Consider the following 25019-nt stretch of genomic DNA (forward strand, 5'->3'; position numbering starts at 1 on the left):
AATCAATATAATTAAACGTATTCCCATCCCATAACATTGTCAATGCTCAATATACGACGGGATATCTGTGGGTACTGCGGAGCGTGCGTCTCTGTATGCCCGGAAGGTGCCCTTGAGCTGGTCGATGCATTTCTTACAGTGGATACCGCCTGTATCAACTGCGGAATCTGTGAGAAGGTCTGTCCACTCGGTGCTCTGGAGGTTGTCAAGGAATGAAGCGGCAGTATGACATGCTGGTCATCGGCGGCGGTCCCGGAGGAGCGCTGGCCGCAAAGACTGCCGCAGAGAAGGGTCTCTCTGTCTGTCTTGTCGAGAAGCGTCCTGCGATAGGAACTCCTGTCCGCTGTGCCGAGGGTATTGGCAAAGAGCTCCTGAACGACTTCCTCCCCCCGGATCCAAGATGGATTGCAACTGAAATCGAACGGGCCGAGCTTGTTGCCCCTGATGATTTCTCGATGCTCCTTGAGCCGAAGATGGCGGGATCAGAAGTCGGGTACGTCCTTGACAGGAAGGTCTTTGACCGGGAACTTGTCTGGAAGGCTGCCGAAGCAGGAGCCGAGACGTATGTGAAGGCCCGGGCCACTGCTCCAATCATGAGAAATGGTGCAGTTGCCGGTGCGGTCATCGAACAGCATGGGAAGACCTATGAAGTGGATGCGAAAGTCACGATCGCTGCAGATGGCATCGAGTCGAAGTTTGCAAAATGGGCAGGTATTGATACAACAGTCCCACTCCGTGAGATCGAGACCTGTGCACAGTACCTGATGACAGGGATCGATATCGATGCACAGATGACCTCGTTCTATCTTGGCAATGAAGTTGCTCCAGCCGGATATGTCTGGATCTTCCCCAAAGGCAAAGGGCTTGCCAATGTTGGTATCGGTATCGGCGGCGGAAAGAGCGGTGCTGGGCATCGTGCAAAGGATTACCTTGACCGTTTCGTCAAAAGGAAGTTCCCTGATGGCAAATGCATCGAACTGATTGTCGGTGGCGTATCGGTCTGCAAGCCGCTCTCCTGCACCGTTGCAGATAATATGCTGATCGTCGGCGATGCTGCCCGGATCTCTGATCCCATCACCGGAGGCGGGATTTACAATGCGATGTACACCGGACGGCTTGCCGCCGAGACTGCAATCGGAGCACTTGAGAAGGGTGACACCAGAAAAGCCGCATTGATGCCATATGATACAATCTGGCGCAGCTCAAACATGGGGAAGGCGCTTGAACGGAACTATGCCGTCAAGGAAATCTTTGTCGGGTTATCAGATGAGAAGCTGAATGCCATTGTTCATTCTATCTCAAAGATCAATCTTGAGGAATTCAGCACGCTGACACTGATCACCGAGCTGATCAAAGCAAACCCCTCGCTCCTCCTGGAGCTCAAACATCTCAAAGCATTCCTCTAAAACGGCAACCGGTCAGAGACCGGTTTCATATTTTTGTGAACTGTTGGTTTAAATAGCGGAGACTGCTTAATTCAGCCTCTTTTTTAGAGAATACGGTGATTAAGTCTTCCGGCCTGATTACAAGATCTCCCTTCGGGATGATCAGATCTCCTGCCCTGTGAACTGCAATTATGACGAAATCCTTCACATCAAGGTCACTGATCTTTTTATTGGCACCGCGTGAATCTGCTTCTACGGAGATCTCAAAGATCCCTCCCCCATGGATCGAGGCAAGTGCCTGGGTATTTGGGTTCTCTGCCCAGGTATAGAGGGATCTGGCAACGATCTCATCAGGATTTTCGCTGATCCTGACTCCCACCTCGGAAAAAAGCTCGGAATGTTCCTTGTGATTTACAATCGATACAACATTCGGAACAGAGTACCGTTTTGCAAGCCAGCATGTCATGAGGTTTGCCGCATCATCGCTAGTGGTTGCAACAAGTGCGTCTGCATGATCGATCCCGGCATCCTCGAGAATCGATTTGTCGGTGGCATTTCCGGTGATTGCCAGGAGATCGTAGGTCTCAAGCATCGAAGCACACCGCTCTTCATCCCTGTCGATGATTACAACGCTGTCGCCATTCTCAGCAGCAGTGGCCGCAAGGCTTCTCCCGATACCGCCGAGGCCGATAACGATGATGTACATATACGGTTTTACATAAGCACGTGTTGAAATACCTTGCGGAGTGATCTGTATGTATGCTCTGCGGAGTGGATGAGGCAGGGAAGGGTGCGGTTCTCGGGCCGATGGTGGTTGCAGCCGCCGGTGTTTTTGATCTCACGCAGCTTGACTCTCTTGCAATCAGGGATTCAAAAACCCTCAGTCCCCGCAAAAGGGAAGAGCTTTTCCCTATGCTGACGGAAATGTGCCTCTTTCATGTCGTCTCTGTCTCTCCGGGTGAGATTGATGCTGCACTCCCTCTCATCTCAATGAACCTGGTGGTGGCACGGGCACATGCAGCATGTGTTGCGGCACTGAAGCCAGAAACCGCATACCTTGATGCATGTGATGTAAATGCCGCCCGGTACGCAGATACGGTGCAGTCTCTCCTCCCATACCCATGCAGACTGGTAGCCGAGCACAGGGCAGATGCTACCTATCCAATTGTCGGTGCCGCCAGTATCATCGCAAAAGTAACAAGGGATCGGGCGATTGCCGATCTCGCCCTTGAATATGGTGATATCGGGAGCGGGTATCCTTCCGATAAAAAGACGATCCGTTTTCTCTCAGAGTATATCCGGGAACATGGGATCCCCCCCGCCTGTGCCCGATCGAGCTGGAAGACAGTGGCAGCTCTCCTCGAAAAAGAAAGACAATCATCGCTTTTCGATTTCTAACACAATGAACGGCTTTATGAAGGTTCACAGCAAACAGTAAACCTACTTATGGACTGGCTTTTCCCTGTTGTTCTTGTCATTGCTTTATATGCAGTTATAGCCGGGGTCATCTGGAGAAATGGTTTATTTCCAGAAAATATCACGTTTTATGGCCCTATTATGATGATCAAAACGGAAAAAGTCGGTTTTTTTGATCGTTTTATTCCCTTCAGGGCATTCTTCAGGATCTATGGGACTATCGGGGTGCTGATGGTGGTCTTCATCTCAGCCCTGATGATGTACCTGCTCGTCAAGACGACCGAGATCACCCTTCTGACACGCCCGGAACCAACAGAGTTCCAGAAACCCCAGAATCTTCTCCTCATCCCCGGTGTCAATGAGTTTATACCCTCATCTTTTGCGGTCTGGACCGCCCTTGTGCTGACGATTGCAATCCATGAATTTGGCCATGGTATCCTCTGCCGAATCGAGGGGATCGCGGTAAAGAGCACCGGACTTCTGCTGGCGGTCATCCCTATCGGTGCATTTGTTGAGCCTGATGAGGAAGATCTCGATAAAAAACATGGCATGCCGAAGATGCGGATGTTTGGGGCGGGTATCACTAACAACCTCACCGTCGGTGTAGCCTGTTTCATCGCCCTTGTCCTCCTCCTCGGGATGGTAGCCCCCTCCCCTGCCCCGGTTGTCACCGGTGTCTACATGGATTATCCGGCATATGAGGCCGATCTCCCCTTCCCTTCGGTCATCATGAATGTCAATGGCGAGCCGGTGGCATCCAGGGAAGAGGTGACGGCACTCCTCTCCCAAACCCGTCCCGGCGATTCCCTGACGCTCATTGTTGATTCGGATGGCACACCTGTCGAACGAACCCTTATCCTCTCGGATTGGCCGGAGGAACTTGCCAGCGAAATGGAATCAGGGTTCATGGGGATCATGTACTATGACAGCGAGCGTGTCGTTACCGTACTTGGCAATCTCGCCTCTCCTGAAGGGATGCTCTATCTCCTGATTGCACCACTCAATATCGTTCCGGGAGCAGATTTCCTCAGGGTGATCCCCTATGACTCGGTTGAGAACACCTACCTCCAGGTGCCGTTTGATGGTTTCTGGCCACTGATTCACCTCCTCTTCTGGGTTGGCTGGATCAATATCATGGTCGGGATCTTCAATGCCCTTCCGATGCTTCCGCTTGATGGCGGCCATATCCTCAGGGAAGGGTTAAACAGGATTCTTGACAAGCGTGGACTGGGAGGATATGTGGATCGGATCGTCGTCTCGGTTTCATGGGTGGTGCTGTTTATGCTCCTGGTTCCGATCCTCCTCCCCTACCTCTTCCATCTGTGAGGGGGGATCGCAGCGTTATATGGAGGGAAGAATACCCTGATCTGAGTATCCGGCAGAAGGCCGGATTTACGGCTCTTCGCTGATTAGTCTGATTTTTCAATAGTGAACGAGCCATCATCTGGTTATCAGGTGTTTGAATCAAGCATTCGGATCTGTTCACTTAGGTGTTTTTCCCCACCGCCCCGTCCCCGTCCTCACATGCTTCGCAGGGAGGTTGAACGGATGGCCGCACCTGCTTCAAACTACCCTCACCAATAGCGGGGAGGAAAATTTTACCTTCCTCTCCTCACCATCGGGATGGCGTTGCACCCTTCCATTTCCCCGAAACAGAAGATGAAACGCTCACGGATCGTCTGTGGCATTGCCCGCTCTTCAATCCTCTCAAATCCAAGGGATGTGTAAAATGCGATCAGTGGGAGGGTGGAATGGATATATATGTCCTCACCGCCGCAGGCATCAAGGAGTGCCTGTACAACAATGCGGGCAAAACCCCTGCCCCGGTACCTCTCGGGGGTGAAGACACAGTCCATCTCGAGACCCTCCGGGTGGTGGGTACAACGGGCTGTTGCAGCCAGTTCCGCCTCAGTAAATACGCCGAATATCCGTTCTTTTATTGCATCTGCTTTCTGCCCGCGATACTCCCGCCAGAGTGTTTCTGCGAGGTGGAATTCTTCTTTGCCGAGTTCCCGGATGATCTCTGTCATAATGAGCTGGTTGGAGTACCGGCTGATAGAAGTTATGGTTTGATTTAAAAAAAAGGAAAGGAAAGGAACGGCTTTGCTGCCGGTTCCCGGTTATTCGATCTTATCTTTTCCGATCATCTTGATATCGGATGTATCGATATCCGCTTCGATCGATTTTAAGATCTCTTTCGCAGAATGGATTGCATCCTTTCCAGGCATCTCGCCGAGTATATCCTCAGAAAGCTCCATTAAGTCTTTTGGATCTTCATCATGCATATCCTCTGTTGCGCCAAGGAACTTCGCGCTCTGCTTGATGAGGCTTGTCAGCTCAAACGGCAGCACGATCTTGGTTGCTTCTCCCTCGGCCATCTTCTTCAGAGCCTCAAGTGAGAGGACAGTAATTGCACGCTTATCAAGCGGGCGGGCGCCAAGTGCCAGGATACGGAGCCCCTGTGCATCTCCCTGCGACACCAGGATCTTCCCCTGCCGTTCACCCTCTGCTCTCAGGATCTTGCTCTGCCGCTCACCCTCGGCTTCGAGGATCATACTCTGCCGGAGACCTTCGGCCTTCAGGATGGCAGCCCTCTTCTCTCCATCTGCCCTGAGGATTGCCGCACGCCGTTCACGCTCGGCCGAGGTCTGCTCGGTCATCGCCTGTTTGACGGCACCGATCGGGTCGACCTCTTTGATCTCGACACGCTCAACCTTGACACCCCATTGGTCTGTCTCCCGGTCAAGCATATCGCGGAGCTTGGTGTTGATAAGATCCCGGTTGTAGAGGACTTCATCAAGCTCCATATCGCCGATAATGCCACGAAGGCTTGTCTGTGCAAGAGCCACCGTGGCGGATTTATACGCGGCAACCTCAAAGAATGCTTTTTCAGGATCCATCACCCGGACATAGATGATGGCATCGACATTTGTCGGTGAATTGTCTTTTGTGATCACTTCCTGCGACGGAACATCAATCACCTGTGTCCTGAGATCCAGCTTGATGACTTCCGTGATGAACGGGACAACCCAGCGGAAACCGGGGTTCATCCGGCCGGTATAGGTACCGAGCCGGATGGTAAGGCCCTGCTGGTACGGCTGGACGATGACCACGCCACGGGCAAATATGAAGACGATAATTAAAATTAAAATGATCGTTACAAAACTATCAATGAGAGCCATACTTTCATACCTCCTCTACAATGACATGCACTCCCTCGGAACTGACAACCCTGATGGTTGTACCGGGGGAGAGTATTCTTCCTGTTGAGCGTGCACTCAACTCGACACCGGAGACCGAGACCTTCCCTGAGAGTTCGTCCGGTTGTACTTCACGCACGACCTTCCCTTCCTTTCCAACAAGAGAGTCACGACTCATCGTCGTTGGCAGTTGTTCGGGTGAGAGGCGCCGGTATAACAGGATAGTCAGGCTTGCGGCAATGAGTGCCGACGCAACTCCGATCAGAATCCCCCACGTGCTGCTGAAGACATCGATGCCCATCAGGAACATGACTCCAAGGACGATCATCGTTGTGCCGGGTACAGCGGCAAAGAACCCCGGATTCATCGCCTCAAAGAGAAGCAATAATGCACCGATAATAATCAATGCGAAATACAGGTTGGTCTCAAGCACCATACAGATAGATGGTGGTTTGGGGGGATAAATGCTTCCTGAAAGGAAAATTATCTGATGATATGGGCAATCTTTGCCCCTTTTGGAACTCCGAGCTTTTCTGCGATCGGATCACACTTTGCAACCAGCAGGTACGCAACCGGCGGCAGATTGGAATAATCTGAGAGAGACTCATAGTTGGCAAGCCCTTTTGAGATGATCAGGGTTGCACTCTGGATCGCATCTTTCAGATCGTCTGGGATCAGTTTGAGATTGACGCCGATTTCTGCACCGCCGCCTGTTGTGGTCAGGTGGTCTGCGACCTCATCTATCCCGGCATCCCGTGCCTCATCAAGGGTGACATCGTTTAATATTGGCGCGTGTTTCACGGCAACCGTGACATATGCCCCCAGATGTTTCAGCTCCTCAATGAGAATCCGGTCAAAGAAACTCTCACCGGTATTATCCATAAAGTATACGACTCTCCGGGCAGCTTTTGCAATTTCATCGGAATCGTCGATAAAGAGTCCCTTCTCAAATTCTGCCTTGAAAAAGCTGACAAAGTCCTCTGCAATCGTATGGCCCATCACTCCGTAATCCATTGCGTTTCCGATGACTGCCGCCCGAATGGCAGATGGAAAATCTGTTATCAGGTGGCGGACCTTTGCTACAACATCCCGTGCTGTCCGGGTATCCTGGTACTTCAGTGTCCGGTACGGATCAACAGCCCCTACAGTTCTATAACAGCAACGGTGAACCGCACTTGCAATCACGGGTGCCGGAACATCGTCTTCAAACAGTGAGTCAAGCAGGGTGCGGGAAGCCCTGACTGCTTCTTCAACGATTGCCGTATCCTCTGTGCAGAGTTCTGCTTCAAAGCGGACGCGGGAGAGGAGACAATCCCGGCATGTTTCGGTGATTCTCATTTCATCGACCTGTTACCTGATAATCTGATATTTTTAAGAAAGAGTTGAATGGGGCCACTGCGATTTGAACGCAGGTCAGAAGACCCCCAGTCTCCTAGGATGGCCAGGCTACCCTATGGCCCCGTGCTCATACTATTCGGTTGTATTGCATATGTAGTTTCCTTTTTTAACCGGGATTGAAAGCACAATTGCCTGCATCCGCCATCCCCCCCATCTCTCAAAACGATCTCATGAACACAGGGGCGGATCTCTGGTGGAAAGCAAAAAGGTATTTATGTATGGGGCTAATTAGTCTTCTAATCCTTTGTATCGCGGGGAAAGAGCAATGATCGATAGTTCATACCGATTAACGCTGGATACACCTCCCTCAATAGAGTAAAAAAATACCGGAGATCAGTTGCAGATGTCGTCAGCAGGCCCTCTTAAGCAGATGATTCGTCAGTTCGTAGACGAAATTAAGGCTGTTTCAGGCGTAAACGATTGCGCCCTTGTTTCAACCGATGGAATCCTCATTGGCAAATCATTTGAAGACTCCCTCTCTGCCCAGTCTTTTGGGGCGATGTGTGCCACCATGATCGCCTCATCCGAGGCTGCCGCATCTGTCGTCAATATCGAATCCCCTCTCTGGATTGTGGTGAACAGCCACAAAAAAGCAATAATCCTTGTTCCTGCTGGCGAACGGCTGTTAATTGCTGTCACTGCCAATAACGATGCAAATCTGGAGGGGGTCTGCGCCCATCTTCAGGAGATTGGAGAGCGTATCGGAGGAGCTCTCTGATGACAGCAAAAATCCTTGTGATCGATGATAACCCTGGCATTGTAGAGGTATTTGTAACCATGCTGAAGCGTGGTGGATATACGACATATTCCGCTGGCAGCGGGGCAGAAGGACTTGATATTCTTCTGGATCTCACTCCGGATCTCATCCTCCTTGATATCATGATGGAGCCGATGGATGGCTGGGAGACTCTTGAAAATATCAAGCTGAACCCGGCTACCCGTGATATACCTGTCATGATGCTGACAGCAAAACAGCTCACTCCCGATGAGGCAGAAGAGTATGGGATGTATATCGAAGATTACATCATCAAGCCAATCACGCATACGGAACTCTACGAATCAATAGAACATGTGCTCGAGAGGCGCCGGTCAATCGCAGCGGCGATCAGGCTCGCCGGTGAGCGGGGTGTCAACCAGGTTCTTGTATCGGAATATGCGCGCCTCGTAAAAAGTGTTGATGTGAATACACGTCTCATCCGTATTCTTGAAAATACCTATTCTCTCAAGGATCGCAGGACAGGAAGCGTCGAAAAGATAGAAAATGCCATTAACAGCATGAAGAAAGGCCTTTCGATCCAGCAGTCCCGTCTCGAGGAGATCCGGGCTCAGATTGGGATCTGAACTCTGTTTTGCCCGAATCTCTCTCTTCTTCAGTGTAAAATCGTATTATCCTCGCTTCTTCCCACAACATAGATTGCTGCTGTCAGGACGGCGATGATACCGATGATCCAGATCATTTCTGCAACCTGTGCATCATCCACACTGATAATGAGCACTTTTCTGATCATCGCGGTCATTCCTGCAATCAGGATAGGGCGGACAAGAATGCGTTTTGTCCTGAAATACCCGGTAACGGTCTCAAGCACCTCGACAACGATGATCGTCAGAAGGAGGACATGCAATACGTCAAGAATGCCGGTGATCACATCTCCATGCGAGAAGATCGCAAATATCAGGTAGACTGCATCCAGAAAGGTCAGAAGGGCAATAATGATCAAAAGGGCGGCAATTAATGCATAAATAAAAAGTGTACACCGCGAAATCATATTCATTACTGATTTCATTATCGGAGTCAGATGATCGTAATCTCCCATACTTTTCACCGTGTACCTTCGATTCTACTTTCATATGAAGCGGTTTTGAATTAAAGGGTGTCGGTTGGATTGTTAGTGATTGGGCATTTCCGGGTCCGGATCGCTTCATGATGATCGGAAATGGGGTTGAAAATGTGGGTGAATAACAAGGTTTTTAAGTTAATATGGCATTTTAATAATGCTAGGTTTGTTTGACCGGTGGGTCCGTAGCTCAGTTAGGTAGAGCGCCTGGCTTTTAACCAGGTGGTCGGGGGTTCAAATCCCTCCGGGCCCGTTACCACGGTTCAAGCTGTGGTTTTTAATCGATGAGATCTCTGAACATTATCCTATTCAACACTATTAAAAGGGGCAATTATTGATGGGCACCAGGTTAAATGTTCTGATGCATGATATGGTGCCAAAGCATCAGATCATGGCTGTTGAAGAAGTAAACACTCTCCTGACGGATTATAATCTGATAATGGAGCAATTACTAAAGATATATCACGACGACCCAATTGTTAAATCTATTGATGCAGTACCCGGGAATGTTATACGCATCACCCGAAAAAGCCATACAGCGGGTGAGGCTGAAGCATTTCGCCTTGTTGTGAGAAGACCCAAGAAATAATCGGAGATGATACATCTGATTGATAGAAGCGTATTATCGCAGGCATATTTTTCCAAAGATCATGTTGCACGCCACCAGTTCGAATCCTACAACAACTTCTTAGACTATAATCTACAGACCGTCGTTGATGAACAACGCGTCATAGAGACGGATATTGAACACAGGGGCAAGAACAACGAGGCTGTCTGGGTCGAGCTTGGTAAGATCCGGGTTGAAAAACCCATAGTCCGGGAGGCGGACGGATCCCAGAGCGAACTCTACCCGACCGAGGCACGGCTTCGGAACCTCAACTATGCTGCACCCATGATCCTGGAGATGACGCTCTGCCAGGGTGAGGAACGGTACGATCCAATCGAGACAACAATCGGTCAGCTTCCGGTAATGATCGGATCAAAAGTCTGCAACCTGTACGGCCTCTCCGATGACGAGCGGGTCGAATGTGGTGAGGATCGCTTGGATTCCGGCGGATATTTCATTGTAAACGGCACAGAACGCGTGCTGATGTCACTTGAAGATCTTGCATCCAACAAGATCATGACCGAGTATACCGAGCGGTACAACGAACAGATCCATGTCTCAAAGGTCTTTTCGCAGTACCGTGGCTACCGGGCACTCGTTGTCGTTGAGAAGAATAAGAAGAATCTCCTTGATGTCTCATTCCCCTCGGTTGCCGGGCACCTGAAATTTGCAGACCTGATGCGTTCACTCGGTCTTGAGACCGATTCCGATATTGTGACCGCGGTCTCTCTTGACGAGGATATCCTCACCTACATGATGCAGAACCTTGAAGCCGCAGAATGCGGATCAGTCGAGGAAGGAGTCATGTATGTCGGCAAAAAGCTTGCACCGAACCAGACGAGGGAGTACCAGAAGAAGCGTGCTGAATTTGTCCTTGACAACTATCTTCTCCCCCACCTGAATTACCTCGTCAGCCCCTCGGTGAAAGAGGATGATCCCGGGTATGAAGAGATGATGATCAGTGTCAGGCTGGCAAAAGCCCATTTCCTCGGACGAATGGCTGAAGCCTGTTTCCACCTCGCATTGAAGAAGCGGAAGACAGATGACAAGGATCACTACTCAAACAAGAGGCTGAAGCTCGCTGGTGACCTGATGGAGGATCTCTTCCGGATCTCCCTCAACCGGCTGACCCGTGATGTCAAGTACCAGCTTGAACGTGCCAGCATGCGGCACCGCGATCTCTCAATACAGACTGCCGTCAGGGCAGATGTATTAACCGAGCGGCTTCTCCACCCACTTGCAACAGGGAACTGGGTGGGCGGAAGAACCGGTGTATCACAGCTTCTGGATCGGGTTGACCACATGTCGGTCATCTCCCACCTGCGCCGTGTCATCTCCCCGCTCTCCCGCTCACAGCCGCATTTCGAGGCCCGTGATCTGCACCCGACACAATGGGGCAGAATCTGCCCGTCAGAGACTCCTGAGGGTCCGAATTGTGGTCTTGTAAAGAACTTTGCCCAGCTTGTCGAAGTGAGCAAGGGTGTCCTTGATGAAGAGGAGATAAAGAATGTGCTCTTCAGCATTGGTGTCGAGCCGATTGGTGGTGAACACTAATGTCAGTCAAAACACGAATTTTTGTTGATGGAGCACTCATTGGTGTTGTAGATGACGGACAGGCGCTTGCAGCCAGGGTCCGTCAGCTCAGGCGCCGTGGCGAGCTCTCCTCAGAGATCAATGTCTCATTCAAGGAATACAGCAACGAGATTGTTATCAATACCGACCGCGGCCGTGCCAGAAGGCCACTCATCATCCTTGATCAGGGACTCCCGATCATTTCAGACGATGATATCGACAAGATCCGGGCCGGGCAATATTCTTTTGAGGATATGGTCTCCCAGGGGAAGATCGAATATGTGGATGCCGAAGAGGAAGATGATCTCTACATCGCTGTCAACCAGGATGGACTTACCGCTGAGCATACGCATATGGAGATCGACCCACAGCTGATGCTTGGTATCGGTGCGGCACACGTTCCATTCCCCGAACACAATGCATCGCCCCGTGTCACCATGGGCGCGGGAATGGTCAAGCAGGCACTCGGGTTTGCACAGGCAAATATGAAGCTCCGCCCTGATACCCGTGGCCATATGCTCCACTATGGACAGCGGCCGCTTGTGAAGACACAGGCAGCGGAACTGATCGGATCCGAAGAGCGGCCCCAGGGCTATAACCTCGTTGTTGCCATCCTCAGTTACGAAGGATACAATATCGAAGATGCACTCATCTTCAATAAGGCCTCGATCGAGCGGGGTGTCGGGCGGTCTCATTTCTTCAGAACCTATGAGGGTGAAGAACGGAGATATCCTGGTGGCCAGATCGACAGGATCGAGATTCCGGATGAGGAAGTATCCGGCTCTCATGGTGAGGATGCATACAGGAATCTTGATTCCGATGGTATCATCAGCCCCGAGACGATCGTGAATGAGAAGTCCGTTCTGATCGGAAAAACCTCACCCCCACGGTTCCTTGAAGAGCCGACGGCTGAGCTGATCGCTGTTGAGAAACGGAGGGATACCTCGGTTACGATGCGGAGTAATGAGCATGGTATCGTCGATACCGTCATCCTCACAGAGGGTGAGAACTCATCCCGCCTTGTGAAAGTCAGAACCCGTGATCTCAGGGTGCCTGAGATCGGGGACAAGTTTGCCTCGAGGCACGGACAGAAGGGTATCGTCGGGCTTATCGCTCCGCAGGAGAATCTGCCGTTTACCGCTGAAGGGATCTCACCTGATCTCGTCATCAACCCCCACGCCATCCCCTCACGTATGACGATCGGCCATATGATCGAGATGATCGGTGGAAAGGTCGGCAGCCTGAATGGGCGGCGGATCGATGCAACCCCCTTCCGTGGTGAGAAAGAGTTTGCACTCAGAAAAGAGCTTCAGGATCTTGGATTCTCACATACCGGACGCGAAGTGATGTATGATGGCATCACCGGCAGGCCGTTTGCCGCTGATATCTATATTGGTGTCATCTACTACCAGAAGCTCTACCACATGGTCTCAACCAAGATGCATGCACGTTCCCGCGGACCGGTGCAGGTGTTGACCCGCCAGCCAACTGAAGGACGTGCCCGTGAAGGAGGTCTTCGGTTTGGTGAAATGGAGCGTGATGTGATGATCGGCCATGGCGCTGCGATGGCCCTGAAGGAACGTCTCCTTGATGAATCGGATGCCGTGAAGGAATGGGTCTGTGCCCAGTGCGGTATGGTTGCCATGTATGATGCGAAACGGAAGGTTACTTCATGTCTTGCCTGCGGTGCCGAGACGGACATCTACGAGGTAGAGATGAGTTATGCATTCAAGCTCCTTCTGGATGAGATGATCAGTATGGGTATTGCACCACGACTGATGCTTGAGGATATAGTCTGAGGTGATCTGAATATGCCAAGCCCAAAACGAATAGGAAAATTAGATTTTGGCCTTCTGTCACCGAAAGATGTCAGAAAAATGAGTGTATGTAAGGTGATCTGGCCAGACACCTATGATGACGATGGTTTCCCCTACAGCAAAGGTCTGATGGATCCAAGTCTCGGAGTTATTGATCCGGGTCTCCGGTGCAAGACCTGCGGCCAGAAATCAGGTGACTGCCCCGGTCACTTCGGCCACATCGATCTTGCAAAACCAGTCATCCATGTCGGATATACACGGCTGATCAGGAAGCTTCTCCGTGTCAGCTGCCGGGCATGCGGACGGCTTCTCCTTGAGCCACAGGAGATCGAGAAATTCTCCGCAATGGGTGACGATCCCTTCTCTGCCGATGTCGTCTCCGAGAAGGATATCAAGAAAGAGCGGGTCTGCCCGCACTGTGCCGAGCAGCAGCTGAAGGTGAACTTCGAAAAGCCGACCACCTTCATGGAGGCATGGACAGAAGATGGCCGGAAGACAGAGCACAAGCTGACTCCGGCTGACATCCGTGCACGCCTTGAGCGGATTCCCGATGACGATCTCAAGATTCTTGGAATCGATGCAACCGTGGCACGCCCCGAATGGACGATTCTGACGGTATTATCGGTTCCCCCGGTGACGATGCGCCCCTCGATCATCCTTGAGAACGGACAGCGTTCTGAAGATGACCTGACCCACAAGCTTGTCGATATCATCAGGATCAACCAGCGGTTCAAGGAGAACCAGGATGCAGGAGCACCCCAGCTGATCATCGAAGATCTCTGGGAACTGCTCCAGTACCATGTGACCACCTACATGGACAATGAGGTGGCCGGATGCCCGCCTGCACGCCATCGTTCCGGCAGGCCATTAAAGACCCTCTCACAGAGACTGAAGGGAAAGGACGGGCGATTCAGGGGATCGCTTTCAGGAAAGCGTGTCAACTTCTCTGCCCGTACAGTCATCTCTCCTGATCCGAATCTCTCGGTATCAGAACTTGGTATCCCGCTTGCAATCGCAAACGAGATGTCGGTTCCAATCCGCGTGACAAAAGAGAATGTTGAGGAGCTCCGCTCAATGGTTCTTGTCGGACCCGAGCGGCCGACACTCCGCGATCCCTGTGGCGCAAACTATGCCATCCGCCCCGATAACAGAAGGCTTCGTCTCCATGGCGGATCAGGTCTTCTCGATAACCGTGAGATGGTCTCCTCGATGATCGAGCCTGGATGGACCGTTGACCGGCAGCTCAGGGACGGTGATATCGTCCTCTTCAACCGTCAGCCATCGCTGCACCGGATGAGCATCATGTCACACCGGATCAAGCTGATGGGTGATAAGACATTCCGGTTAAACCCGGCAGTCTGTCCGCCATATAACGCTGACTTTGATGGTGATGAGATGAACATGCATGTTCCCCAGACCGAAGAGGCAAGAGCAGAAGCCTCGCTTCTTGCATCGGTTCAGGAGAATATTCTTTCGCCGCGTTTTGGCGGACCAATCATCGGCGGGATTCACGATCACATCTCCGGCATCTTCCTCCTGACGCATGAGCTACGCTGGTTTACCAAGCCTGAAGTTCTCTATCTCCTGCGGCATGCGGATATCGAGTTCCTTCCAAAGCCCGGCAAGGTCGAGGATGGCGTATCGTACTGGAGCAATAAACAGGTCTTCTCGATGATCCTGCCCCGCGGACTGAACATGGTCTACCGGGCAACATCATGCGTGAACTGCAATGAGTGCAAAAAAGACCTCTGCGAACGTGATGCCTATGTCAGGATCATCGATGGGGATCACATCTCCGGAACCATTGATAAGAAATCCGTTGGTGCGTTCGAAGGCGCGATAATGAACCGGATCATCCGGACACACGGCCTGAAAAGGGCCCGCGAATATATCGACGATATGACCAAACTCTCGATCCGGAGTATCATGTTCATCGGCTTCTCCTTTGGGATTGATGATGAAGATCTCAGCAGGACCGAGTATGGACAGATCCGCGATCTGCTGGATGAGGCCGAACAGGATGTGGAGAAGAGGATCCGGATCTATAACAACGGCCAGCTTGAACCAATGCCCGGAAGAACTGCCGAGGAGACACTTGAGATGCAGATCATGCAGGTCCTCGGAAAGGCGAGGGACAAGACCGGTGATATTGCAGGCAGTCACCTTGGTCTTGGCAACTCTGCTGTCGTAATGGCCGTCTCCGGTGCCCGTGGTTCCATGCTGAACCTGACACAGATGGCCGGATGTATCGGACAGCAGTCTGTTCGTGGTGAGCGTATCGTTCGTGGATATGAAGGGAGAACCCTCCCCCACTTCAAGAAATACGACCAGGGTGCAGGAGCACATGGTTTCATCCGGAACTCCTATAAGAGTGGAATCTCACCGACAGAGTTCTTCTTCCATGCAATCGGTGGCCGTGAAGGTCTTGTCGATACTGCGGTCAGGACGTCACAGAGCGGTTACCTCCAGAGGAGGCTGATCAATGCACTTCAGGACTTAAAAGTCGCCTATGACGGCACCGTCAGAACAACAGGTGGGCGGATCATCCAGTTCAAGTACGGAGAGGATGGAACCGATCCCACAAAGAGTGCCTTTGGAGATCCGGTGGATGTCAAGGGAATCGTTGAGAGTGTCTTAAAGGAGGAGATCTGAGATGAACAAACAGTACATTGACAGGATCGACTCACATACCCTCCCGGAGACGATTCACAAGCTGATCACCGAATGGTTCTCTGAGCGCGAAGTTGAGGATGAGGTATTTGAGCGTATTATCAGCCGAATCCTCAGAATCAATGATGCAAATCTCCCGGTCAAGACACACGATCAGCTGATCACCCTCCTTCTGAAGAGAGAAGAGAAGGAATCACCGGTGACTGATGAGCAGTTCGATGAGATCCTCAACCGGGTCGTGAAGGAATACCTCTCTACCAGGATCGAACCCTGTGAGGCGGTTGGTATCATCGCGGCACAATCAATCGGTGAGCCGGGTACACAGATGACAATGCGGACCTTCCACTATGCGGGTGTCGCTGAGATTAACGTCACCCTTGGTCTGCCGCGTCTCATTGAGATTATGGATGCCAGGCGTGAACCTTCAACACCGGCAATGACGATTCACCTTGAGGATGGGTACCGTGATAACCGTGACCGTGCCCGTGAAGTCTCCTGGGATATCGAAGCATCACCGCTTCATGAATTTGGTGATATCACGACAGACATGGAGAGTATGGCTGTTGTTGTCACCTTAAACAAGGCGGTATGTGATAAGCGCCGGATCAAGGTTGCGGATATTCTTGAGCGCGCTCCGGCGAAGATCCGCGAACGGCGCCATTACCGCGACTTTGAGTCTGAGGTGGATGAACAGGCGGGAATCCTCAGATTCCTCCCAAAAGACCAGGATAGCTATCAGAATCTCTTCCAGCTTCAGGAACATGTCAGAAATGTCATTGTTCAGGGTATCGATGATATCCAGCGTGTCGTCGTCAGAAAGGAGTCCGGAGAGTATATCCTATATACTGAAGGCTCTAATCTTAAAGACGTATTCGAGGTAGAGGGTGTAGACACCACCCGTACCCGAACGAATAATATCAGCGAGATATCCCATGTCCTTGGGATCGAGGCTGCCCGGGATGCCATCATCCATGAGGCAAACAGCACGCTTCGTGAACAGGGTATCGGTGTTGATGTCCGCCATATCATGCTCGTCGCAGATATGATGTGCATGGATGGCGAGGTCAAGCAGATCGGCCGTCACGGGATTGCCGGAGAGAAAGAAAGTGTCCTGTCACGTGCAGCATTCGAGGTGACCGTAAATCACCTCCTTGATGCATCAATTGCTCATGAGCATGATGAACTCTGCGGCGTGACAGAGAATGTCATCGTCGGCCAGCCGATCCGGCTTGGAACCGGCGATGTCCGTTTGGTCGTAAAACCAATGCAACCAATCACCAAAACAGGTGACAACTAATGGATTTCAATACATCTTTACGCAGGGCAATGAAGACCGGAACGGTCATTCTTGGCCGAAACAGCACAGAAGCGAGCATTCAGGATGAGACCGCAAGGCTCGTAATTATTGCAAAGAACTGCCCGGAAGACTTCAAAAAGATCGTTGAAGCGCAGGAGAAAGTCGCTGTATACCACTACAATGGCTCAGGCCGCCAGCTCGGCAAAGAGTGCGGAAAGGATTTCATCGTGAGCGCACTTGCAGTCATTAACGCCGGTGAATCCGACATTCTAAATATTCAGAGAGCTTGATATGTCGGAAATAACCTTAAATGAAGACTGCATGCACCTGATCTCCCAGTTCGAGAGCCTCACAGGTGCAGGTGCACGCGACTGTGTCATCGATGACAGGCATGACCGGGTCATCTTTATCATCAACCCCGGCGAGATGGGTCTTGCAATCGGGAAGAAGGGCGCCTCAATCAAGAAGGCATCCGAGGCCCTTGACAGGCGTGTTGAGGTCGTTGAATATTCTGACGATCTCGTTCAGTTCATCAGGAACTGCTTCCTCCCAGCAGAAGTTCTCTCGATTGAGTTCGAAGGCGAGGATGATGAGCGTGTTGCACAGATCGAAGTCCGTGAGGATGATCGAGGCCTGGCAATCGGCAAAGAAGGTAAGAATATCTCAAAAGCCAAGCAGCTTCTCCGGAGACAGTTTGACATCGCGGATGTCGAACTGATTCAGGAATAATTTTTTTTTGAAGCAGGGGCAGATCTTCGTTCTGCTCTCTGGAAGAATGGTTCATCTCTATGCCTCATCCTGGTTTCTATTCCCTCCCCTGTCTTCTCCTTGATGAGAGAGAACTGCTGGAATCAACAGAGGATGCATCCCGGGAGACGGCAATTGCCCTCTTTGTGAATGGCCGCCATGCAGAGACGGCGATCCTCTCTCCGGGCAGTCTTGAGGAGTATACAATCGGGTACCTCTTCTCAGAAGAGATCATCAGGTCAAAAGATGATATCGAATCAATCAAATTCGAGAAGAACCGGATCAGTGTCCTGACAACAAACCCCTTTCGGATCACCGGCCGGAGGAAGACCATTCTTGCCGGATGCGGTGGGAGTACATCCTACATTGATACGACATCACTTCCCAGGATTGAGGGTGGCGGCAATCCCATCTCTCTTTCTGTCATAAGAAAGATCCTCTCACAACTGCCGGGTGAGAAAGAATCAGCAATACTGATGGATCGGGATGGGGGAATTATTGCCTCGTTCCATGATATCGGCTGTTCACCTGCTGTTGACAGGGTGATCGGGTATGGTATTCAGCACGGCCTTGACTTTTCGGGTGCCGTTCTTGGGATCTCCGGCAGGATTACCTCTGAAATGGTCAGGAGATGCCTCCTTGCCAAAATCCCGATCCTGTTATCAAGAGGGCAGGTAACAGATCTTGCCGTTTCGATTGCAGACGAGACAAACCTCTGCATCATCTCTCATACCCGGGACGGCAGGCCCGCCTGCTTCTCACATCCCGAGAGGATCAAAGGCCCTGTGTGATCTCGCGGATCGCTGCTACCAGGAGATCGACCTCATCGATGGTGGTATAGAGGGCCAGGCTTGCCCTCACCGTTCCATTCGAAAGGCCAAGCGACTCCATCAGCGGCTGGCAGCAGTGATGGCCGGATCTCACCAGGATGTCATAGTCGCTATCAAGACGCTCTGCAACCTCATGAGGATGAAGCCCCTGAATCGAAAAAGAGACAACACCGATCCGTGATGCCGGATTGGATGGTGCATGGATGGTGACTCCATCGATCCGCGAGAGCCCCTCTCTCAGACGGGTGGTAAGCTCTTCTTCGTGGCGACGGATCTGATCCATTCCGATCTTCTCAAGGTAATCGACAGCAACGCCAAGCCCGATTCCGCCTGAGATGTTCGGAGTGCCTGCTTCATACTGCTGGTATCCCTCGATCGGGATAAATCCATCCTGATGCACCTCTTCGATCATCCCGCCACCCAGCATCATCGGTTGAATGATCGGCTCCTTCATCCAGAGGACACCTGTCCCGGTGGGAGCAAGCATCTTATGGCCTGAGAAACAGCAGAAATCGCAGCCGATATCCCGGACACTGACTGGCATATGTGGTATTGATTGTGCGGCATCGATGAGGAGGAGGGTATTGTATCTCCTGCATATCTCTCCGATCTCTTTGACAGGGATGATCACCCCGATTGCATTTGATGCATGGGTGATCGCAACAAGTTTCGCTCCTCTTCTGACCTCCTCCTCAAAGGCTTCAAGATCGAGGCTGTAGTCCGGCTGTATGCCGAGGACTGTGATTTCGACTCCCTCTGCTTTCAGTGCTCTCCAGGGCAGGAGGTTTGAATGGTGTTCGAGGATGGTGGTGATTATCCGATCTCCCGGTTTCCAGTCGAGGCCGCGGGCAACCATATTGATCGACTCGGTGGTATTCTTTGTGAAGACGGTTGTGCCCTCTTCTCCGCCGATGAACCGGGCGACCTTCTCATGGGCATGCCAGTACCGCTGCGAGGCGATCTGCGTGAACCGGTGGATGCCTCTTCCGACATTGGATCGATACGTGTGTTCAAACTCAACAACAGCATTGACAACCGGTTCAGGGGAGAGGCTGATTGCCGCTGAATCGAGGTAGATACAGTCGTGGATGATTGGAAAGTCCCGCCGTACTGTCTCAGAAAAGGATACCCCTTTTGTCTTCTTTGGAGCTATCTCTCCATCAGTTTCTTCCTTCTCCATCCTCTCGGGACTCTTCCGGGGCGCCCCTTCTTTCAGGGTGAAGTCCTTGTTCACCGGGATGTCGTGTTCACGGCAGAGCTCGCGCATCTTTGGGGGGAGCGCCTTCCATCGCCAGAGCCCCCACTGGTGGTATGCATCAGGCAGCCCGTTCTTCCCAGCCCATTTCATGAGGAAGGCATCCCACCGATCACAAAGATCAGGATGGAGGGTTCTGAGCAGCTCATATTCGCTCTCGAGCATTGCCGGGCAGAGGTAACAGCCGATCCGTTCAAGCCCCAAATCATAGAGCGGATTAATCGGCACATCCTGCCACCAGAGGTAGAGGAATACTTCAAATGCCCGCCAGTTTCTAATCGGTGAAACATTCAGCTGGAGAGGGTTTGCCGGATTCTGGCTCGTCTCATCAAGGTCTGCCCTGTTCCACGACTCGTACCACCGGTTCCCCTGAAAGGTGACCGATGCCCCAATCTCCGAGAGATAGATCCTGAGGGGATGGAGTTTTAACAGTTTGCAGCACCAGCGGTGGTCTTTTCCCGGCGGGCCGGCCTTTTCGACTGCTGCGAAGAAATCTCCGCCTTTTCTGATGATATCGACCTTCTGTGATTCGATATACCTGATCGTCTCGGGGAGTTCGATTCCGGTATCAATGAAGAATGCCGATTCCACTCCGGCTTTTCTGGCAAGGTGGAGGACGGCGGCACTGTCTTTTCCACCTGAGAACGAGACATTTGCGGTTGGCCGGTCATTTTTATGTTTTGCAATGATCCGCAGGCTGTCCCGCTCCATAAGCCTGAGATGGTACTGGTTCTGCAGGACTCCCCTCTTCCAGTCGGGGTTTTTGAAGGTTACGGGATTTACCTGCATTAGTTCCTTCACTCTGATATGGCCGTCACGAACGACACCGGTTCCATATTTCCTCCTGTAACTGACGATGACGGTACCATCCAAAACAGGTGACTTGAGGGGGAAGCGTTTCCCCCCGATCCTGACCTTCTTCTCCTGGTCGATGTGATCGTCAAGGTTTACGATGCCGGTTGTTGTATGCTTCAGCAGGTAGGGAAGTGATTCCGGTGCGACATCCAGTGAAAACTGCCGGGAGATTGGATCGAAGAGGAGCCACCCAAACCGGCTGCCATTCATGATGATGAGATCGGCCTTGTCCTTTCCGCCGGTTTTGTTCAGGAGGATGATTTCAGGGAGGGGTACCTCTCCAAACCGGCTGTTGAGCAGTTGTTGAATGAGTTTGCGATCTGCACCAAGGGCGGGCCTTAAGTCAAATGGCTCCAGCAGGGGGATCGCCCGCGCCTCTTTTCCGCATCCGCATCTCCTCCCGATAAGCGGAAGATTGCAGGTATCGCACCAGAAGAGTTCCTTTTTGACTGCCGGCTCTCGCATCATTCATTCTATTGGTGCTTTGAGGCGATGAAAGATATGGTGGGGGTGTTCAGATGAGCACGCGCCGGTCTGCCTGCACGATGCTCCCGCTCGTCTCCGGCGTTTTATCAGAGCGGTACTCGGTGAACTGCTTGAGTGATACCGTCAGATCACGGGTGAAGGCGAAGTATCCGATCTGGGTGGTCCGGCAAAGGTTCATCGCCATATCCATCAGCCCGCGGGGATCAGGCCGGGCTTCTCCAAGCCAGATATGGAAGATATTACCCCCGTCTACGATCGGGAAGAAGACATGCTCTATCTCCATCCGCCTTGTCAGTGGAATATCCGCGGAAGGTGTGACATGAATGCCGTTTGTATAGTAGACCGGGAGATCGAGTGTCTTCTTTGACCGCTCAAGCAGGTTCTTTGTATCTCCCTTGACGATCCTGAGGGCATGGGGGCGGAACTGCTCATCAAGCAGATCGGCAACGGCAAATCTCTGCCCGGTCGTCTCTGCAGGGGTGCGTGCAAGTGCAATCGTCATCCCGTGTTTTGCCGAGAGTTTCTTTGCATATTGTTCCATCTCGGTCATTGTCCGGACCGCGAACCTGAATGCCTCTTTGGTCTCGTGGAGCTGGGAGCCGAGATGATGCTGGATCATCTCATTGACGCCGACGATCCCAACGGTATAGACGAGCCCCTCGAGATCGACTGCAACAGCCCCCCTCTCCTGTGTCTCTGGATCTTTTGGCCTCTGCATTGCAAACGGCATCCGTCCGTTCGCTCTGACAAGCTCCATCCAGCGGCGTTTGATCTTAAAGATTGAGACCGCAGAATCCATCAGTTTTCGGAGTTCAGCAAAGAGTTTCTGGTCGTCGTGGTCTGCCCGGAATGCTGCCCTGGGACAGTTCACCGAGATCACCTGCCAGGATCCCATTGAAAAATGTTTGCCATCCGTGAAGGTGAGTTTATCCTCGAATGAGGTGTCATTTGCTGCGGTCGTCGAGAACTGGTAGGCACAGCACTGGTAACATGAGATCCCCTCTCCGGCACCCCTGTAGGCGGGGAGCTGGTTGTCATAGTATGGAGTGCCGAACTTTGATGCAAGCTCAAATGTCATCAGGTAGAGTTCACGGTAGGTCGGGATATCCGGATTGTTCGTATTGAAGTCTTCATCCTCATCCATAAAGTCCGGTTCAATACTGATCTCGGGTTTTGGGAAGTTGAAGGGCTTGCCCCAGTTATCTCCCTCAAGCATCACTTCCATCAGTGTTGCAAAGAGAAGCCGGACTTCACGTTCAAACTCTCCATATGCCCTGAAGGGAGCCTGCCTGCCATTCCAGACCTTGCCTTTGAAGACGATTGGCTTGTCACGCCAGAGCTTTGGGACTCCTGGTGAGAGCTGGACTGATGAGAAGACGACCTGGCCGCCACGTGCCACCATCATCTGGGTCATCTCATAGACAAACATCTGCATAAGCTGTTTGATCTCGGCCCTGTCCATCCCCTCGACATAGGGGGCTAAGAAGGTGAGGAAGTTGTAGTAACCCTGCCCTCCGGCAAAGTTTGTCTGTGCGGATCCAAGTGCCTTGACCGCATGGAGCACAGCCACCTCGGCGCGTTTTGCCGGACCTGCCACACTCGCTTTTGTCCCGTTTCCATCCGGCATTAAGCCATAGTAGAAGAAATAGCGGAGATCCCAATCCTGGCAATTATGGATGAGGAGGCCGTCCGATGCAAAGAAGGTATGGCTCTCCTCGCTCCCGTCACCTTCCAGAAAGAGATCGTAGACATATCTGCTGGAGGGTGTGCAGGGTTCAATGGTGAGAACGCGTTCAGGCTTTTCAGCCCGGTTTATCTTCTGAGTATGCTTCAGGAAGGAATCGATATGATCCTGCCTCTCATCGAGGAACGAACAGTATTTTGAAAAGATATCGATATTCTTTCGTCCATGGAACTGGATACGGTAGAGTATCCGCCGCTCTGTATCATCATTATACAGCTCGGTGATATGCACCCCTATGCCGAGTGCCGACAGAAGAAGGGCAAGCTCCTGGCGGAGTGATTCTGATGCTGTCGTATAGGTGATGATACAGTCAGACTTTTCCGGGCGATAGTATGCTGATCCATCGCCGGTGTAGAGTGCTGAGAGGAACTCACGAAGCAGTGCGTCATCGGCATGATAGACGATCCAAGGCAGGCGCTTGCTGCTGCTGCCTTCTGGTATGCTGAAGATGTAACGGAAGAGGAGATAGACGATCTTTCCCCCGAAATAGACCTGCTGTGCACGATTCCTATGAACTTCGATTCCGTAGATCTCGGTTGTATCCGGGGTGGGGCGGGTGATCGTTGCATAGGTATTGAGGGTAGCTTTCACTGATGCCTGTATCGAGGCTGACTGATGGTTTTCAGTGATTGCAAGATTATATTGTCCGGCCTTTGGAGAGGCATTGTAATTTCCTTCAGAGATAAAGAATCCAAGCAGCCGCATCAGGTCAGGGGTGATCGGCAGGAGAGCCGGGAGGTCATGCTCGCTGCCTGTTACCCCCACTCTCAAACCTGTCATCTCAACTATCCCATAGTGCTCACAGAATGCCCGGAAGGAACGAAGAGGCATGATACCTTTTGTGTACCATTGTTTCCTGTGTTCGATTCCAAGGGCTCGTGAGATCGCCGTATAGGATCGTGCCTGCCCCGTCCTGACAATTTCAGAGAAGAGATCTGCGGCGCCCCGGACATACACGCCGGTGAGAAGATCTTCAGGAACAAGTTCTGTGAGTTCACGGATCAGGTTTATTCCGCATACCGGTTCTCCGCGGATCGGATCAGATGCAGTAATTGTGTAGAGGATATCACCTTCCCGTATCTCATCTGCCCGCCGGATCACCATCCCATCATCTGTCTGTACCGGGATCCTGTGCTCCCCGGTGACAGAGAGCATGCGGCCGCCCGATGTCTTTATCCTGAGCATCTCTCCATCGAGAGCTACCCTCCGGGTTACCTTATTCACCCGCACCCAGCCTTTGGGCGTAAGAAGGGAGAGATCATCGGGGGCGTTTTCATCCCCGTCAATTGGCAGTTCATCGGCCCTCGTACTCCTGATCCGACCCTCAGATTTCACCGGAATGACGGTACTACCGTCTATGCAGAACGGGCGTGATCCAAAATATTCGAGGTCGTGAATATGCATGTCGCCGGTCAGGTGGATGTCTGCGAGTTCCGGGGGGAGCTGGAGGAGGTACTGCTCTTTACTGATCTTGTCTGCCTTCTTCTTATGGGATGTCTCGGCATTCTCCTGGAGGTTTGAGTTGTCCTTTGCCTCAAAACCCCTTCCGACATCGATTAAATGCGCATCATAGACGGGTGTTCCGACACGGGTACAGACGTTCCGGTAATCGACAAGCCCCTCTTCGAGGAGGGTGATATTCATGATCTCACGGATAAGGGGACCGGAGAGGAAGGTGAGGCCGAGCTTTTTGATCCGGGTCTCAACATTCTGGGCTATCCGCTCAGCAAGTTCGAGGTCCGCCCCTTCCCGTCCATAGAAGGTCTCGACAAGGCGGGTCTCGGTGAGGATCTGCTGAACAATCTTCTGGCGGTCCCAGTCCATCATGTGACCCTGGGAAGTCCGCACCTTGGGCATCGGGGGTTGGAATGCCCCATCAAGTGTTGACTGCCGCGTATCTTTCAT

Annotated in this window: 22 protein-coding genes and 2 tRNA genes; 15 read left to right on the forward strand and 9 right to left on the reverse strand. The window is 52.0% G+C overall.

Annotated features, from left to right (window positions below; all coding sequences use genetic code 11):
- Nucleotides 1-42: 42 nt before the first annotated feature.
- Together ACYUBO_RS03795 and ACYUBO_RS03800 are read left to right on the forward strand one after the other, a co-directional pair.
- Nucleotides 43-216 (forward strand): 4Fe-4S binding protein, encoded by a 174-nt coding sequence (locus tag ACYUBO_RS03795; RefSeq protein WP_460372504.1) that lies wholly within the window; start codon nt 43-45, stop codon nt 214-216.
- A complete protein-coding gene (locus ACYUBO_RS03800) occupies nt 213-1406 on the forward strand; it encodes an NAD(P)/FAD-dependent oxidoreductase (protein ID WP_460372506.1) in 1194 nt (397 codons plus the stop codon). The genes ACYUBO_RS03795 and ACYUBO_RS03800 overlap by 4 nt, the downstream gene beginning before the upstream one ends.
- 25 nt (nt 1407-1431) lie before the next feature.
- Here ACYUBO_RS03800 and ACYUBO_RS03805 read toward each other — a convergent pair whose 3' ends face one another.
- Complete coding sequence (locus tag ACYUBO_RS03805; protein ID WP_300328839.1) at nt 1432-2091, reverse strand: potassium channel family protein; 660 nt, start codon at nt 2089-2091, stop codon at nt 1432-1434.
- Between the two features lie 53 nt (nt 2092-2144).
- On the opposite strand from ACYUBO_RS03805, the gene rnhB reads away from it, so the two are divergent.
- Together rnhB and ACYUBO_RS03815 are read left to right on the forward strand one after the other, a co-directional pair.
- Nucleotides 2145-2783, forward strand: a complete 639-nt coding sequence (gene rnhB, locus ACYUBO_RS03810; protein ID WP_300328836.1) for a ribonuclease HII — start codon at nt 2145-2147, stop codon at nt 2781-2783.
- A 159-nt stretch (nt 2784-2942) separates the two neighbouring features.
- Nucleotides 2943-4127 (forward strand): site-2 protease family protein, encoded by a 1185-nt coding sequence (locus ACYUBO_RS03815; RefSeq protein WP_300328833.1) that lies wholly within the window; start codon nt 2943-2945, stop codon nt 4125-4127.
- A 272-nt stretch (nt 4128-4399) separates the two neighbouring features.
- Here ACYUBO_RS03815 and ACYUBO_RS03820 read toward each other — a convergent pair whose 3' ends face one another.
- The 5 genes from ACYUBO_RS03820 to ACYUBO_RS03840 all read right to left on the reverse strand — a co-directional run bounded on the left by ACYUBO_RS03820 (nt 4400) and on the right by ACYUBO_RS03840 (nt 7462).
- Nucleotides 4400-4831: a GNAT family N-acetyltransferase gene (locus ACYUBO_RS03820; protein ID WP_460372509.1), complete on the reverse strand. Its 432-nt coding sequence runs from the start codon at nt 4829-4831 to the stop codon at nt 4400-4402.
- 90 nt (nt 4832-4921) lie between these two features.
- Nucleotides 4922-5983 (reverse strand): SPFH domain-containing protein, encoded by a 1062-nt coding sequence (locus tag ACYUBO_RS03825; protein WP_300328825.1) that lies wholly within the window; start codon nt 5981-5983, stop codon nt 4922-4924.
- Nucleotides 5984-5987: 4 nt separating this feature from the next.
- On the reverse strand, nt 5988-6437 hold the full coding sequence (locus ACYUBO_RS03830; protein ID WP_300328822.1) for an NfeD family protein: 450 nt from the start codon (nt 6435-6437) through the stop codon (nt 5988-5990).
- A gap of 47 nt (nt 6438-6484) precedes the next feature.
- On the reverse strand, nt 6485-7339 hold the full coding sequence (locus tag ACYUBO_RS03835) for a damage-control phosphatase ARMT1 family protein (RefSeq protein ID WP_460372511.1): 855 nt from the start codon (nt 7337-7339) through the stop codon (nt 6485-6487).
- Nucleotides 7340-7388: 49 nt separating this feature from the next.
- Nucleotides 7389-7462: transfer RNA gene (locus ACYUBO_RS03840), tRNA-Pro, on the reverse strand.
- Between the two features lie 280 nt (nt 7463-7742).
- On the opposite strand from ACYUBO_RS03840, the gene ACYUBO_RS03845 reads away from it, so the two are divergent.
- Together ACYUBO_RS03845 and ACYUBO_RS03850 are read left to right on the forward strand one after the other, a co-directional pair.
- A complete protein-coding gene (locus tag ACYUBO_RS03845; protein ID WP_300328816.1) occupies nt 7743-8117 on the forward strand; it encodes a roadblock/LC7 domain-containing protein in 375 nt (124 codons plus the stop codon).
- A complete protein-coding gene (locus ACYUBO_RS03850; RefSeq protein WP_300328813.1) occupies nt 8117-8740 on the forward strand; it encodes a response regulator in 624 nt (207 codons plus the stop codon). Before ACYUBO_RS03845 ends, ACYUBO_RS03850 begins: the two co-directional genes overlap by 1 nt.
- Before the next feature lie 29 nt (nt 8741-8769).
- Here ACYUBO_RS03850 and ACYUBO_RS03855 read toward each other — a convergent pair whose 3' ends face one another.
- A complete protein-coding gene (locus tag ACYUBO_RS03855) occupies nt 8770-9171 on the reverse strand; it encodes a phosphate-starvation-inducible PsiE family protein (RefSeq protein WP_300328810.1) in 402 nt (133 codons plus the stop codon).
- 242 nt (nt 9172-9413) lie between these two features.
- Here ACYUBO_RS03855 and ACYUBO_RS03860 point away from each other — a divergent pair.
- From ACYUBO_RS03860 to ACYUBO_RS03900, 9 genes are all read left to right on the forward strand, one after another.
- Nucleotides 9414-9487 (forward strand) — tRNA-Lys (locus ACYUBO_RS03860).
- A gap of 84 nt (nt 9488-9571) precedes the next feature.
- Nucleotides 9572-9823 (forward strand): DNA-directed RNA polymerase subunit H, encoded by a 252-nt coding sequence (locus ACYUBO_RS03865; RefSeq protein ID WP_460372513.1) that lies wholly within the window; start codon nt 9572-9574, stop codon nt 9821-9823.
- Between the two features lie 6 nt (nt 9824-9829).
- Entirely contained in the window at nt 9830-11395 is a 1566-nt protein-coding gene (locus ACYUBO_RS03870; protein WP_300328802.1) for a DNA-directed RNA polymerase subunit B'', read from the forward strand.
- Nucleotides 11395-13212, forward strand: a complete 1818-nt coding sequence (gene rpoB, locus ACYUBO_RS03875; protein ID WP_460372515.1) for a DNA-directed RNA polymerase subunit B — start codon at nt 11395-11397, stop codon at nt 13210-13212. The genes ACYUBO_RS03870 and rpoB overlap by 1 nt, the downstream gene beginning before the upstream one ends.
- Before the next feature lie 12 nt (nt 13213-13224).
- Complete coding sequence (locus tag ACYUBO_RS03880) at nt 13225-15882, forward strand: DNA-directed RNA polymerase subunit A' (protein ID WP_300330701.1); 2658 nt, start codon at nt 13225-13227, stop codon at nt 15880-15882.
- Between the two features lies 1 nt (nt 15883).
- Nucleotides 15884-17197: a DNA-directed RNA polymerase subunit A'' gene (gene rpoA2, locus ACYUBO_RS03885; protein WP_300330696.1), complete on the forward strand. Its 1314-nt coding sequence runs from the start codon at nt 15884-15886 to the stop codon at nt 17195-17197.
- On the forward strand, nt 17197-17487 hold the full coding sequence (locus tag ACYUBO_RS03890) for a 50S ribosomal protein L30e (protein WP_300330692.1): 291 nt from the start codon (nt 17197-17199) through the stop codon (nt 17485-17487). Before rpoA2 ends, ACYUBO_RS03890 begins: the two co-directional genes overlap by 1 nt.
- Before the next feature lies 1 nt (nt 17488).
- On the forward strand, nt 17489-17926 hold the full coding sequence (locus ACYUBO_RS03895) for a NusA-like transcription termination signal-binding factor (protein WP_300330689.1): 438 nt from the start codon (nt 17489-17491) through the stop codon (nt 17924-17926).
- A 59-nt stretch (nt 17927-17985) separates the two neighbouring features.
- Nucleotides 17986-18735 carry a formate dehydrogenase accessory sulfurtransferase FdhD gene (locus tag ACYUBO_RS03900; protein WP_460372518.1) on the forward strand — a complete coding sequence of 250 codons (750 nt, stop codon included), beginning with the start codon at nt 17986-17988 and terminating at the stop codon, nt 18733-18735.
- On the opposite strand, the gene ACYUBO_RS03905 is transcribed toward ACYUBO_RS03900, so the two are convergent.
- Both ACYUBO_RS03905 and nrdD read right to left on the reverse strand, forming a co-directional pair.
- Nucleotides 18719-21352 carry an aminotransferase class V-fold PLP-dependent enzyme gene (locus tag ACYUBO_RS03905; protein WP_460372520.1) on the reverse strand — a complete coding sequence of 878 codons (2634 nt, stop codon included), beginning with the start codon at nt 21350-21352 and terminating at the stop codon, nt 18719-18721. The two genes, ACYUBO_RS03900 and ACYUBO_RS03905, sit on opposite strands and share 17 nt — an antisense overlap.
- Before the next feature lie 46 nt (nt 21353-21398).
- Nucleotides 21399-25019: an anaerobic ribonucleoside-triphosphate reductase gene (nrdD, locus tag ACYUBO_RS03910; protein WP_460372522.1), complete on the reverse strand. Its 3621-nt coding sequence runs from the start codon at nt 25017-25019 to the stop codon at nt 21399-21401.

This window comes from Methanocalculus sp. MC3 (genome assembly GCF_054767395.1).

Excerpts from the sequence above, each read along its gene's own strand:
- ACYUBO_RS03895 (WP_300330689.1), top strand. The coding sequence starts at position 17,489 with ATGTCGGAAATAACCTTAAATGAAGACTGCATGCACCTGATCTCCCAG.
- ACYUBO_RS03880 (WP_300330701.1), top strand. The coding sequence starts at position 13,225 with ATGCCAAGCCCAAAACGAATAGGAAAATTAGATTTTGGCCTTCTGTCA.
- ACYUBO_RS03805 (WP_300328839.1), bottom strand. The coding sequence starts at position 2,091 with ATGTACATCATCGTTATCGGCCTCGGCGGTATCGGGAGAAGCCTTGCG.
- ACYUBO_RS03845 (WP_300328816.1), top strand. The coding sequence starts at position 7,743 with ATGTCGTCAGCAGGCCCTCTTAAGCAGATGATTCGTCAGTTCGTAGAC.
- ACYUBO_RS03900 (WP_460372518.1), top strand. The coding sequence starts at position 17,986 with ATGCCTCATCCTGGTTTCTATTCCCTCCCCTGTCTTCTCCTTGATGAG.
- ACYUBO_RS03795 (WP_460372504.1), top strand. The coding sequence starts at position 43 with ATGCTCAATATACGACGGGATATCTGTGGGTACTGCGGAGCGTGCGTC.
- ACYUBO_RS03820 (WP_460372509.1), bottom strand. The coding sequence starts at position 4,831 with ATGACAGAGATCATCCGGGAACTCGGCAAAGAAGAATTCCACCTCGCA.
- rnhB (WP_300328836.1), top strand. The coding sequence starts at position 2,145 with ATGCTCTGCGGAGTGGATGAGGCAGGGAAGGGTGCGGTTCTCGGGCCG.
- ACYUBO_RS03835 (WP_460372511.1), bottom strand. The coding sequence starts at position 7,339 with ATGAGAATCACCGAAACATGCCGGGATTGTCTCCTCTCCCGCGTCCGC.
- ACYUBO_RS03870 (WP_300328802.1), top strand. The coding sequence starts at position 9,830 with ATGATACATCTGATTGATAGAAGCGTATTATCGCAGGCATATTTTTCC.
- ACYUBO_RS03855 (WP_300328810.1), bottom strand. The coding sequence starts at position 9,171 with ATGAATATGATTTCGCGGTGTACACTTTTTATTTATGCATTAATTGCC.
- ACYUBO_RS03905 (WP_460372520.1), bottom strand. The coding sequence starts at position 21,352 with ATGATGCGAGAGCCGGCAGTCAAAAAGGAACTCTTCTGGTGCGATACC.
- rpoA2 (WP_300330696.1), top strand. The coding sequence starts at position 15,884 with ATGAACAAACAGTACATTGACAGGATCGACTCACATACCCTCCCGGAG.
- ACYUBO_RS03850 (WP_300328813.1), top strand. The coding sequence starts at position 8,117 with ATGACAGCAAAAATCCTTGTGATCGATGATAACCCTGGCATTGTAGAG.
- ACYUBO_RS03825 (WP_300328825.1), bottom strand. The coding sequence starts at position 5,983 with ATGGCTCTCATTGATAGTTTTGTAACGATCATTTTAATTTTAATTATC.
- ACYUBO_RS03800 (WP_460372506.1), top strand. The coding sequence starts at position 213 with ATGAAGCGGCAGTATGACATGCTGGTCATCGGCGGCGGTCCCGGAGGA.
- rpoB (WP_460372515.1), top strand. The coding sequence starts at position 11,395 with ATGTCAGTCAAAACACGAATTTTTGTTGATGGAGCACTCATTGGTGTT.
- ACYUBO_RS03890 (WP_300330692.1), top strand. The coding sequence starts at position 17,197 with ATGGATTTCAATACATCTTTACGCAGGGCAATGAAGACCGGAACGGTC.
- ACYUBO_RS03830 (WP_300328822.1), bottom strand. The coding sequence starts at position 6,437 with ATGGTGCTTGAGACCAACCTGTATTTCGCATTGATTATTATCGGTGCA.
- ACYUBO_RS03815 (WP_300328833.1), top strand. The coding sequence starts at position 2,943 with ATGATGATCAAAACGGAAAAAGTCGGTTTTTTTGATCGTTTTATTCCC.
- nrdD (WP_460372522.1), bottom strand. The coding sequence starts at position 25,019 with ATGAAAGATACGCGGCAGTCAACACTTGATGGGGCATTCCAACCCCCG.
- ACYUBO_RS03865 (WP_460372513.1), top strand. The coding sequence starts at position 9,572 with ATGGGCACCAGGTTAAATGTTCTGATGCATGATATGGTGCCAAAGCAT.